Source organism: Pedobacter nototheniae (assembly GCF_004335085.1).
Classification (GTDB): Bacteria; Bacteroidota; Bacteroidia; order Sphingobacteriales; family Sphingobacteriaceae; genus Pedobacter; species Pedobacter nototheniae.
In genome coordinates this window covers 91,317-104,502 of sequence record NZ_RQRS01000004.1, presented here as the reverse complement: position 1 = coordinate 104,502, position 13,186 = coordinate 91,317, and the positions used below count along the sequence as shown (strand labels likewise).

General features: G+C 36.3%; 7 protein-coding genes. All 7 read right to left on the bottom strand.

Annotated elements, in window-relative coordinates:
- Nucleotides 1-18: 18 nt before the first annotated feature.
- A complete protein-coding gene (locus EHC72_RS05300) occupies nucleotides 19-1,611 on the bottom strand; it encodes a beta-N-acetylhexosaminidase (protein ID WP_131536630.1) in 1,593 nt (530 codons plus the stop codon).
- A gap of 99 nt (nucleotides 1,612-1,710) precedes the next feature.
- Nucleotides 1,711-3,150, bottom strand: coding sequence for a hypothetical protein (locus EHC72_RS05295; RefSeq protein ID WP_131536629.1), 1,440 nt, complete (start codon nucleotides 3,148-3,150; stop codon nucleotides 1,711-1,713).
- Nucleotides 3,151-3,254: 104 nt separating this feature from the next.
- Nucleotides 3,255-3,533: a hypothetical protein gene (locus EHC72_RS05290; RefSeq protein ID WP_131536628.1), complete on the bottom strand. Its 279-nt coding sequence runs from the start codon at nucleotides 3,531-3,533 to the stop codon at nucleotides 3,255-3,257.
- A 45-nt stretch (nucleotides 3,534-3,578) separates the two neighbouring features.
- Nucleotides 3,579-5,345 carry a RagB/SusD family nutrient uptake outer membrane protein gene (locus tag EHC72_RS05285; protein ID WP_131536627.1) on the bottom strand — a complete coding sequence of 589 codons (1,767 nt, stop codon included), beginning with the start codon at nucleotides 5,343-5,345 and terminating at the stop codon, nucleotides 3,579-3,581.
- 11 nt (nucleotides 5,346-5,356) lie between these two features.
- A complete protein-coding gene (locus EHC72_RS05280; protein WP_131536626.1) occupies nucleotides 5,357-8,497 on the bottom strand; it encodes a SusC/RagA family TonB-linked outer membrane protein in 3,141 nt (1,046 codons plus the stop codon).
- Between the two features lie 16 nt (nucleotides 8,498-8,513).
- The gene (locus EHC72_RS05275; protein ID WP_131536625.1) at nucleotides 8,514-10,262 is read right to left on the bottom strand and encodes a RagB/SusD family nutrient uptake outer membrane protein; all 1,749 of its coding nucleotides are present in this window, start codon (nucleotides 10,260-10,262) and stop codon (nucleotides 8,514-8,516) included.
- 15 nt (nucleotides 10,263-10,277) lie between these two features.
- The gene (locus EHC72_RS05270) at nucleotides 10,278-13,169 is read right to left on the bottom strand and encodes a SusC/RagA family TonB-linked outer membrane protein (protein ID WP_131536624.1); all 2,892 of its coding nucleotides are present in this window, start codon (nucleotides 13,167-13,169) and stop codon (nucleotides 10,278-10,280) included.
- Nucleotides 13,170-13,186: the final 17 nt, after the last annotated feature.

The window sequence follows — 13,186 nt, the reverse complement described above, 5'->3', positions numbered from 1 at the left end:
GGGTTTGTGTGTTATAATTTAATCTTTATAGTTTAGTGGTAATTTTTTTCCGCCTGGTGCCTCAGGGGTTTCAATTGGATTAAATGGATTATAATAGTATAAGCCTGCCGCCTTATATAAAAGCAAGTGCGCTTTAAGTCTGTTCATAAAATCATCCAGATTTTTATTTTCATTGCTTGTCCAAGCGGTTTCTGCAAGTGCGGCTAAACGAGGGAAGAGCAAATAATCCAATCGTTTATTATCAGCAACGGTTTCTGTCCATAAATTGGCTTGCACGCCTAAAATATTCGATTTATTTTCTGTTGTTAATTGCGATGGATCGAACTGATATACAGCCTGTACGGGATTGTATTTCTTATCCCATTTACGTCCAAATTTATGTGTACTGTCTTGTATAAAATCAAAATACAAAGGCAATCGGGGGCAGATAATTGTTTTATAACCTTTAGCTAGGGAGGCTTTTAGTACTTCAGGATGCTCATGGCGCCACCAAAACATTATAGTTTTATCTGTTGGCAAACCTGCATCAACCATTTCATCCCAAACTAAAACTTGTGCCTCTAGTCTGTAAACAGAATCTGCCATTCTTTTCATAAAATATTTTTCTACTTCCTTTTCATCCTTCAAATCATACTTCATTTTTAAAGCTTGGATTTCAGGATTTATTTTCCACTTTTCATTCCCAAAACTAACTTCATCACCTCCCAAGTGAATTTTATTGGAAGGAAAAAGTACATTGGTTTCTTTAAGAATATCAGTTAAATAGCTGTATGTTTTTTCATAACCGGGATTAAAAGTAAAATTAGGGTGAGCAGCAGAACCACCGCCAGAAAATTCTGCATAAGCTTTATTGGCTGCAGTTGCATGTCCGGGCATATCAATTTCAGGAATAACCTGAATAAAACGTTCCGCAGCATAAGCTACAATTTCTTTAATATCTGCCTGGCTGTAGTATTGTGCAGGTAAATTTGGATTAAGGTAATCGCCTTTCCCTCCTATTAAAGCTAAATCGGGGTATTTAAGAATGTCAATCCTCCAGGCTGGCTCATCTGTTAAGTGCCAATGAAAAGTATTTAGTTTATAAAAAGCCATCCAGTTTAAAATGGATTTAACCTTATCTTTTCCAAAGAAGTGGCGTGATTCATCGAGCATAAAACCTCGCCAACTATAAATTGGAGCATCTTTTATGGTACAATTTTGAATTTTATTATTACTTGATGCCAGCTGTAAAAGAGAAATTATTCCATAGAAAATTCCTTTATTACTTGTAGCCGTAATGGTTATTTTTTTTGAGTTAACAACTAGCTGATATGCTTCATCATTATTGTTTTTGGTATTTTTTATGAGTTCTAAAAGTATACTTGGCCGACTATTTTTTGAGTTTACAGAGATATCTATCTTGTTTTGAACTGATAATTCATTTTTTAAATAATTGGCTAGTTCATTAAGCTTAATATTATTGGATAGAATAGCTATATTTTTATTAATTAGGAATGCACCATCTGCTTTCACGAAAAACTGAGGCATTGGAATTAAAGCCAGACTTTGCTGTGCAAATAAACCTTGAACAGAGAATATTAAGAACAGTGTAATCAGGTATAGTTTTTTCATTGGGTAATATTTTACGCACCGGAAACTTTCCGGTGCGTGATTTAATTTATCTCTGGTGTAAATTTAAAAAGCTTGATTATTATATTGTTTTCCTATCTATTAATTTACAGCAACTACTTTAATTGATGAAGTTTGATCATTAAAAGTAGATAAGAAGCTTGTTGTTGATGTTACTTCATAGCTGGTACCAGTAAAATTATCTCCGTTATAAAGAATTGCTTTTACCCCTAAACCTAGCTTAACAGAAGATATATCATTATCACTAATGCCTTTTGCTATTAAGTTTGCTGTAGTGTAATTACCAACTGGAAGCTCGACAGCATAACCGCCATAACTTCCATTTTGATAAAATGTTGCCGAGCCGTTTGCACCAATTTGTGGTACTCCATTTAAAAAGGAGAATGAATAGTTTTTACTTACTACATTGCCATTTTTTAATAAAAGTTTAACCCTGATATTGTACGGTTCGTTGGTTTTATACTGAAGATCGTTAAGTGCAATATTTCCAGTAAAAGTATTACCTACGGCAGTATTAAATCGCCAGGTTACGGCATTATAATCAGCATCGCTACTGCCCAAATCCGGATCCATATAAACCAATATATCACTCACTTCTTTATTACTGGTGTATAAACCAGAAACAGTAAACGATTGACTGGCAGAATTATAACTAAACTGCGCATCAAAGCTTGTTGTAGCTGTTTCATAAGGAATTTCGGTTGGCAATGGATTCTGAAAAATCTCGTTCCTATTCAAAATTGCAGCATCAACAGGTGTTAAAAATGTTGGCTGGCCTTTACTAAACGTTACATTTCCGCTTGCCATTAATGAAGTACCAAGTGTTGGTCTTTCGCTTGTGTACTTACCCGCATCGTGAGGTAGATTTAAACCGTGCCCTAACTCATGCAGCATTCCGCCGAGGTAATTTGATGACGGATTTGGAATTTTATCTACAGCCATATTTGCATTATCCAAAGCGAAACAATTTTTACCGTATCCATAAAAAGGTTGGTCGCCGCCATCAGTTCTCATTGGCATTAAAATTAATGTATGTGAAGAATTGGAAAACTCAGTTGGATGTGCTGCCTTATAAGTATTAATCTCTGCCAAAATTTTGTTTGCAGAAACACTTGCACTATAAGGATAGGCAGATTGACCAAATTGTGCTGGAATTTCAATAATCTTTACCAGGTTTGTAGAATCATTTATGGGCAAACCCATATACTTATCATAACCGTACCTAAGCATTTCTGTATGAAACCAATTTTGAAAGTGAACAAATAGTGCACTTAAACGTGTTTTATAATCTGGCAATGCAGGATTATCTGTTGGCACAAACATTACAATATTTAAGTTTTTGGTATTGGTTGTAAACGAAGCACCGCCACCAAGCCCTATAGCAGAACTATTCTTTTTAAGGTTGGGTACTTGTTCTTCTGCAACTACAGCCTTTTTACAGGCGCTCATTAAAATGCCACTCACAATAAATAGCACCATAGTTAGGATGCGCTGTTGTTTTCTAATTTTAGTTGTTTTCATAGGTAAATGAATTGGTTTTTTAGTGATTGATTATTTATTTCAAATTTTTATGGTTTAATCGTTAAATGGATAATAATTAATAAGAAAGCTTTAAATCAATGGGTTTAATCCTTAAATCTCACCTTTAAAATACGTACATCATTATCTGCAACAGGAAGTTGATTAGGTAAGCTTATTTTAAGCCCATTTATATCCTGGTGCCAACTAATTTCTGTAGGGTCGTTTTCAAGCGAAATATCACTTACCTTCATAATCTCTGTTGTTAAAGATTTTACAATCAGCTCTCCTGTGTCGGCAGCTTTTAATAAAATTTGGACTTCATCCTGTTTTCCGGAATAAAAAATCATTGGATTTACTTCCTTAATCATTAATTCATTAGTCATGCGCAATTAATATATTTTATAGATTGTGTTTTTGTTTATAAGGTTTTACCATCCGGGGTTTTGAATCAGCGTTGCTGCCTTATTGATTTCAGATTGCGGTATTGGAGCAAAATAAGCCCGCTGCTGCCAGTTTACAACCACGGCATTTCCTGCGGTGTAAGTATAAGTTCCGTTGGTTTCTCTTGTAGCCAACATGGATGTAGTATTCATTTTCTCGGTTACTTCTGCCGTTCTCCATCTTCGGGTATTGTACCAAAACAAGCCTTCCTGAAAAAACTCTGCAACATAATCTGCCTGAATTACCTTACGTAAATCGCTTTGCGAAATGCCAGCAGCAATACCATATCTGTTATCACTACCTGGGTCTATTCCTGCACGGCTTCGTAATTTAATTAGATTTGTTACGGCTTGCTCTGTTTGCCCCATTTCATTAAGTGCCTCGGCATAACCCATAACCATTTCTGCTAAACGGATTACCGGATAAGCTCTGTTTGAGTTTGTTACACCACCTGGAGCGATAGAATCGTTACACATTTTCCTGGAATAGTATCCTGTTCGGGTATAATACGCTTGTATACCATCGGCCGTCATTGCACCAGTAGCTTTATTAAAATAAATATCAATGGGAACCATGGTTGTGCCCGAACCGCTTTTCCATATTGGGGCTTGGTTGTAAATAATTGAATAATAAAACCGCGGTTCTCGGTTTGTATAAGGATTTGCCGGATTGTAGCCGGATGTAGGATCGGTAATCGACTTTCCATTTTTCATACCGAAATAGGCTACCGCATTTTCACTTGGATTGTTGTACCCACCAGATCCATTTCTACTTCTTGGAAAACGATAAGTTTCTAAAGCGCTTCCACTCCAAAAATAAGGTGTAATTAATTCCGTATTTCTACGTCCTTTTAAAAACATTTTCCAAAAACCGTGCCCTGCCCGTGTGGTATTATCAATTACCAAACTATAATCAGGCATATCAATTACGGCTTTTAATGCGTCGGCAGCTTTTTGCCATAACAAACTATTGTAACTGGTAGAATATGTAATGTATGGCAGGATACTAGCATCTGATGAAAATGAATTTCCATTAAATAAAGGGCTTGCTGCTGTAAGTAAAATTCTTGCTTTTAATGCTAAAGCTGCGCCTTTAGTTGCATGGCCGTATTCGCTGGCATCCTGGGCAGATGCTGCAGGCAAATCCGTAGCGGCAGCATCTAGCTCAGCTACCACATAATCAACACATTCTTTATATGTATTTCTTTTAGAAATTAATGGATCCTGAACATCAAGAGGCTCGTTTGGCATAATTTGTACACCGCCGTAAAACCTGATTAATCCTATATAAAAAAATGCTCTTAAATACTTTGCTTCAGCCATTAAACGTTTTTTTCTGGCTGCAGAAATAGGACTATTTACCGCTTTTTGCATAAATAAAGATGCCTGCCTGATTTTTTTATAATAGGTTGTCCAATAGTTGTTAAAGGCATAATTTGCAGCTGTATAAGTGCCCTGCATTACACTTTTTGTTGGGTCATCCCAGTAGCCCATAGATAGCGTTGTTTGATCATCTAAACAACCATATTCATTATTTACAGGAGTTGTAATCATGGTATAGCGAGCTGGAATCACATCCTGCCCGGTGTAAGCATACATATCGGTAATTAATGCAGATGTTAAAGCACTATCGGCAAAAACTTTATCTTCAGTAAGTGTTTCGGCTTTTTTATCCAAAAAACCTGCCTTTTTACAGGCTGAAAAAGCAGTAATGACTACTATAGCTAAACTGCCTAAAAGATATTTTAATTTCATATTATTCTTAATTATAAGCCAAACTGAATTCCAAAATTGTAAATACGCTGTTGCGGATATTCATTTAAATCGCCAATATTGGTTGTAGTTGATGAACCGGTAACAGATTCAGGATCGATAAATACTGGTAATGCAGTATAAATTAACCCCATATTATACCCGTTTGCATAAACCCTAATGTTATTAACATGAAGCTTTTTTGCAAAAGATGTAGGTAAGCGATACCCAATTTCAACGTTTTTCCAGCGTACATAATCTCCTCTTTTTGCCCAATAGGTGGAGTATGGAGAATTTGTAGAACCACTTCCGCTTAGCACAGGAAAAGTTGCGTTTTCTGCAGTAACGGGTGTCCACCTTCCTAAATTGTAAGGGATAGATTGGTTTTCTGGGCGACTGTAATTAATAATTCCCCGTTGAATATTAATGAGGTATTTAAATGAGCTTTGAAATAAAGTACTGAAATCAAATCCTTTATAAGAGAAACCGAAGCTTAAGCCAGCAATATATTCTGGCTGGTTTGTACCGATATATCCCATATCATTCTGGTCAATAATTCCATCACCATTTAAATCAACCAGTTTAACCCCACCTAAACTCATATTGGATAAAGGCGTTGATGTAATCAATTTCGGGCTGGTATATAAATCAGCAAGCGATTGGTAAAGCCCTGCATCTTGATAAGCAAATAAAGCACCTACTGGCCTGCCTGTTAACCCTAACCATGGGTATCTTGAAGAGCCTTCATCTCTGAAAACCACTTTATTTTCTGAATGGCTAATTTGGGCATTAACAAAATAAGTAAGCTTATTAGAAAGTGCATTATCGCGGTAGGTTAATTCAAATTCATAACCTTTATTATCTACAACACCTAAATTAACGAAAGGCAATGATGCGCCAAATGATGACGCTACAGAGGCTCTTTGAGTTAAAATATCTTTTCTACGTTTCTTGTAAAAATCGGCGGTGAATGCTAATTTCCCTTTAAACATTTTTAAATCCAGGCCAATATTTGCATCTTTTTGTGTTTCCCAGGTAATGTTGTTATTGGCTAAAGTTGGCTCAATTAAACCCGTTGAAGTAGTGCCTGGTGTTTCGCCAAAAACATAAGGCTTACCACTTCCTGATGAATAGGTTTTCTCATAAGCATATACCGTTGTACCAATACCATCATTACCCACCATCCCGTAAGATCCTCTTAATTTTAGGTTATCTACAAACTTAATGTTGTTCTTAAAAAATGGCTCTTCGCTTATGTTATACCCAACACTTACAGAAGGAAAAAATTGATATAACTTACTGGATTGAAACTTGTTAGAACCATTATAAGCACCATTAAAATCAATAAGGTATTTTTGCTTAAAGTTATAACTTACTCTGCCCGTTATACCTCTAACATTATAAGGATCGTATGTAATTAACGTATTGTTTACAATAGTTTCTTCGGATTTTGTGGTTTGATTTAACAGGGCAAGTGCACTCACATTGTGCGATCCAAAGCTTCGGTTATACTTTAATGATGCCTGTAAATTAACCAGTCGGTTTGAACCCGTATAACCACCAGAACGTGATAGCTTGCCCAAGCGATATAGATTATTTACCACCGGCATATAACTATTCAAGTTGGGATCCCAATAATAGGTTGGGATTTCTGAGGAAGTTCTTGTTAAGTTGCGACTAAATTTATAATCACTTGCGTAAGAAACCAATACATTGGCAGATAAACCTTCGGTTATAAAATTTAATTTATGATCAACTTGTGATACAAAAGCAAGGTTATTGGTATAATCTCTATTGTAGCCCGACCATCTTAAATTTGCTATCGGATTTATTTTTGTTGCACCGCTGGTAGAACCGCCATAACTACCATTTTGATTATAGGCTGGATAAGCAAACGCAGATAATTGCCCGTTCCATAGGTATTGCAAAGTTGGTGCTCCTCCATTTCCTGGAGAATCGTTTGGCGAATTGGTTACTCCAAATCTCCCCGATAAATCAAATCTGATGTGAAGATCTTTTGTAGGATCTAAATCTACATTTGATCTAAAATTGTAACGATCGAAATTGTAATTGGCATTATAGCCCTCATCCTTAGTAAAATCTTTGTATAAGCCGCCTTGGTTAAAATAACCTAAAGAAACAAAGTATTTAGTTTTTTGAGTACCACCACTAATGTCGAAGTTGGTGCGGTTTTGCATACTGAACTTTTGAGTTAGTTCTTTCCACCAATCCACAAAAGGAAAATTGTACGGATCATCTTTTAAGCGATAGTGTTCTAAATTATTACCGCCAAAATATTTGGGATATTGCGTGCCAGGATCAAGATATTGCTCCGCAGTAGTTTCTCTTAATAAGGCTAATGTTGTGTACCCATCATTGGTTTCAAAATTCATTGCAGAGCTATTTAAACCTGTTTCCTGGCGGAAAGTTAATTGCGGTTTCCCTGCCTGCCCTCTTCTTGTTTTAATAACTACAACGCCATTTGCACCCCTAACGCCATATAATGCGGTGGTAGAAGCATCTTTTAAAATGGTTAAACTTTCAATTTCATTTTGGTCAATCATGCTAATTTGATCTGACGTAACTTCAATATCATCTACCACAATTAATGGCGTAGTTGAACCTTGATAGGTACTAATACCTCTGATTTGAAAATTTGCACCATCTTTACCCGGCTGTCCACTTCTTTGTTGAGAGAAAAAACCTGGTAAACGACCAGCAAGTGAGTTTTGCAAACTCGAAGTAGGACTTTGCCTGATTTCCTTACCTGTAATAGAGCTGATTGAACCTGTACTAGTTATTTTATTGGTTTTTTCGCCAAAACCTAAAATCACAACTTCTTCCAACCCTTTTGAGTCTTCAGCCATTGTTACATTTACGGTACTTTTATTACCAATATTAACTTCCTTTTTTAAGTAACCGAGCGAATAAAACACAAGAATTTTAGAAGTTCCTTTTAAAGTAAGTTTATAGCGCCCGTTCTCATCGGTAACGGTACCATTGGCAGTGGCTTCTTTTTGGTAGACACTAGTGCCTGGAATTGGTCCTTTATCATCAGAAACTACTCCAGAAACAACCTCTACGGTTTGCGCCTGAACGGTATTTTTTACAAAAATGGCTAAGACTAGACATAGCCCATATATATATCTTTTCATACGATTATTAATAGGATTACCAGTTTGGATTTTGAACCATTTTATTGTTAGCCGAAGATTCTTTAAAAGGAATTGGGAATAGATACATTTTCGATGCTTCAAATTTTACAGGGGCAGCATCAACAATTTTATAAGTTGTTGTAGTACCGGTTAAAGTTGCTTGTATCCCATGAAGCGTTCCATTTAATACGTTTTCGGCAATTTTCCAACGGCGAATATCCCAGAAACGTTGCTCTTCAAACGCCATTTCTACGCGGCGCTCGTGCCGAATACGTAAGCGCATCTCATTTTGTGTTAACCCTGCAGGCAGTGCTGGCATGTTTACTCTAATTCTTATTGCATTTATGGCTGCATATACTTGCCCATCCGGACCAACTGCTTCGTTTTGCGCTTCAGCATAATTCAATAGTATTTCAGCATACCTAAAAATTGGAAAATTATGATTTTGAGCCGTGTATGAACTTTCGCTGGTGGTTCCTGTCATAAACTTTCTCATGTAATAACCTGTTCTGGTTTCGCCAGATGTGGCATTACCAAAACCTTTTGGTCTATCTAACCCACCATCATATGTTTGTACATTTCTGGTAAGCCAATAAAGTCCATTAAAGGAAACAGAACTTGCTAATCGAGGATCGCGATTGTAGTAAGGATTAGCTAGCGAGTAACCTGAGTTATTATCGCTAATCATTTTTCCATCAAAGGTTTCAAATTCATTAACAAGCTCTTGTGTTGGGTTAGTTTTGCCCAAACCACCACGGGTATAACCAATTGGCTCATTATAGTACTCAACGCCCGTGTTTGTAGCCTGCAAGTATGGTAAAATAATTTCTGCACTATAGCGGTTAGAAAAAACGTTTAGAAACTTATTTACACCCGCCACATAATTATTTATTGTTGTAGTTGGTGCCAAAGCAGCCATATTAGTTGTGGTATAATGTGCTGTTGTGGTAGCAGTAGATAAGGCGTAAACAAATTTACTTGCCGTAACACTATCCATTACATCTTTTGCGGCGGCGGCAGCGGCAGTCCATTTAGATAAATCATTGGAAGGATTGTTTAGTGGACTAGCAGCGTAAAGCATTAATCTGGATCGCAATGCCAGGGCTGCTCCAGTGGTAAACCTTCCGAAATAAATAGTGGTATAACTGCTTGTTGTGTTTGGAGAAATTAGGAATGGTAAAATTGCCTTAATCTCAGCATTAATATAATCCACACATTCCTGATAGGTATTTCTAGGCAGATTTAAATTGCTGCTTAAATCATAAACACGATCGCCAATTATTGGCACTCCTCCCCATCTTTTAATCAGTTCAAAATAAAACATCGCTCTTAAACCTCTAGCTTCTGCTTTCCATCTTTGTTTAAAACCAGGTGTTTTTAGTGGAACCTGATCTATATTTGCCAAAAACTCATTTACTTTTCTAATTGCGGCATAGTTTGCATCCCAAGTGTTATCTGGTAGGTTTACCTGATTAAAAGCACCATTGGAATAAAATTGAACTATATCTGCTGTAGATGAAGGTAGCGCATCGTCAGAACCAGCATCAAGCAGGTTATTGCCAATTCTATTATATCCCTTTGGCAAGCTGGAATAAATATTATTTAAAAATTCTTCGGCATACTTTCCTAAAGAATCTGTTTTATCAAAAACCAAATCCTTATTTGCATTTTCAAGCGGCCCATCCTCAATCATTTTCTTACAACCTGTAGTCAACATTAAGCATGAAAAGAATGCGAACATTAGTGTATATATAAAATTTTTCATATCTAAGGTTTTGAATTATAGTTTTAGAGATACCCCACCATTAATTACCCTGTAATTAGGGAAAGGAGAAAGACCAGTTTCAGGATCGAAATAGTCAAGCTTTGTCCAGGTAAGTACATTGTATGCATTAACAAAAAACCGAAGCTTGCTCAACTTTGCTTTTTTAAGCCATTTTTGAGGAACAGAATACCCTATTTCTACATTTTTTAGTCGGAGGTAATCTGCGTTTCTAACCCAGAAAGAAGATACTTGCTGGTTATTTGTATTGGTACCTAAAGTTAATCTAGGCAAGGCTGCATTAACGCTATTTTGAGGCGTCCATCTATTTTCTGTTGTATAATCCAACACAAAACCTGTACTGTTGTAAAATGCTGACATAGCTGTTGGATCATAATAAATTTCTCTATTAACCCTACCCTCAAGCAATGCGCTGAAATCAAAGTTTTTGTAACCGAAGCCAAAATTAAAACCAAAAAACACTAGAGGTTTATCGCCGGCAATTGCTTTTTGATCTAGAAAATTGATAATGCCATCGCCATTTAAATCTTTGTATTTTAAATCTCCAGCCACTGGATTGTAACCAGGTATATTGGCTGTTTTACTCACATCCTCTCCAACCTGATAAAAGCCTATTGCCTCATATCCAAATGTTGCCGATGGTTGCCCCGCTCTGTACATCCAGTTGTATGGGTAAATACCCTCTGCCCTTGACAGAATTTTGTTTTTTGCAACGGTAAAATTCCCTTTTACGAAATAGCTGAAATCTCCCTTTTTATCATTAAAACCTAATGAAGTTTCTAAGCCCGAATACCTTGTTTGCCCCGCATTTACCTTTGGATAAGTTAAGCCAAGTATGCCAGATGCATACCCATTGGCAGGATCAATCAGTTCATCCGTATTTTTATTATTGTAATAAGTAAGCTCCAGGTTTAACTTATCTTTAAAGAAACCTGCTTCTAAAGCTAAATCATACTTAAGCGATTTTTCCCAGGTTATATTTGGGTTACTCAGTGCATTTTCATAACTCCCATTAACAGCCGTAGGTGTTGAACCGAAATTATAGTTTCCGGTAGAGGTTGATCCAACGGTATAATTTTGCAGGTAAGTATAGTAGTTTGAAGGATCTGCCCAAGCGGTTTTACCTGCACTACCTCGAAGTTTTAAAAAGCTTAGTGTTCCTTTATTAAACCAATTTTCGTTAGAAACCACCCATCCTAAGGCTATGGAAGGTAAAAAGCCCCATCTGCTTCCTTCCTTGTAGCGATTGTATCCGCTATAAACCATTCCTACTTCTGCTAAATACGTTTTATCATAGTTATAGCTGGCAGTAACACCTGCATTTTGATAAATTTGGTTCAGTTGAGAATAAGAGTCTATCAGGTTGGTTAAATTAAAAGTACCCAATACATTTAAAGTGTGTTTCCCGAATATTTTATCATAGCCAACCAACCCATTAAAAAATGATTGTTTGTTTTGAGTATCAATACTAGAAATACCTTTATTAGCCTCAATCGTTCCATCGCTACCAATTTTAGTATAGGTAGTACCCGTTGGCGTGGTTACAGGATAGTAAACTGCAAAATTTTTAATTCTTGTGGTTCTTTGCAGGTAATAGTTATTAATAGATAATATACCTTTGGCCCACAACCCTTTAACAAAATCATCTAGCTTAAATTTTAAGCCTACATCTGCACTTAAAGTTCGCTCATTATATCTTGTATAGCCCGAATTAATGGTACTAGCCAAAATATTGGTTCCATAGGTTACATTATCTACAATGGTTGTATATTGCGTGTTTCCACCAAAGCTACCATCGGCATTTCGAGCAGGATAACCCAGTGGAGAAACACCATAAATACGATCCATAATTGTAGATGCACCCGCTCCTGGCTCACTATTATTTTCTATCGAACCAAAAATGTTAAGCGAAAGCTGTATATCTTCATTAAAATCTATTTGCGCATTGGTACGCAGATTATATCTTTTGTAAAAATTGTTTGTATCATAAGGATTATTGCTATCAGTTAAAAAGTTTCCATCTTGAGCAAAATGCTCTACAGAAGTATAATAACGATAGCTTTTTCCATTACCAGATGCATTGATGGCGTAACGTTGCTGCGCCGTGTTATTTTTATAAATCGTGTTATACCAATCATTATTAGGCTGTGAAAAAGGATTATTAGTTCCATTTTGGTATGATGCTATAGTTGAAGCCGAGTAAGCTGGAACAGCCCCAGGAAAAGTATTTTGTTGTGCCTCATTGTACAATTGAGCATATTGAGCACCATTAATAAAGTTTGGTCTTTTAAGCTGATTAAGAAAACCATATTGTGCAGAAAAATTTAACTCAAAGGGTTTTTCATCGCTCTGATCTTTTGTGGTTATATAAATTATGCCATGTGATGACCTTAAACCATACATACTGGTTGAAACGGCATCCTTCATAACGGTGATACTTTTTATATCTTCTACATTAAATGATGTAAAAGATCGTACCACTCCATCTACAACTATTAAAGGAGATTGTCCTCTTAAGGTTAGTGATGATGCATCGAACATTGGTCCTGTACGACCAGAGCTTCTGGAAGAATATAAACCTGGAATTCTACCTGCAATAACATTACTAATATCTGCAACAGGCGTTGTATTCACATCTTCGCCATAAATGGTAGAGCTACCTGTTACATTTTGAAGGTGTGGTATTGTTCTATTCCATAGGTTAATGTGTCTATCCTGAATATTCTTTTTAATCGACATTGGATTAGTAACCAAACTATCTTTTTTGGTTGTATCATTTTGCTGCTGCCAGCTATAACTCATTGCAGATGCAGTTAACTGAATACCAGAAAGTGCAATAATCAAGAGTAGAAATCTGTATATTTTTAGCTTAAAATTTTGATTGTCCATTTCATTTTGTTTTGTTT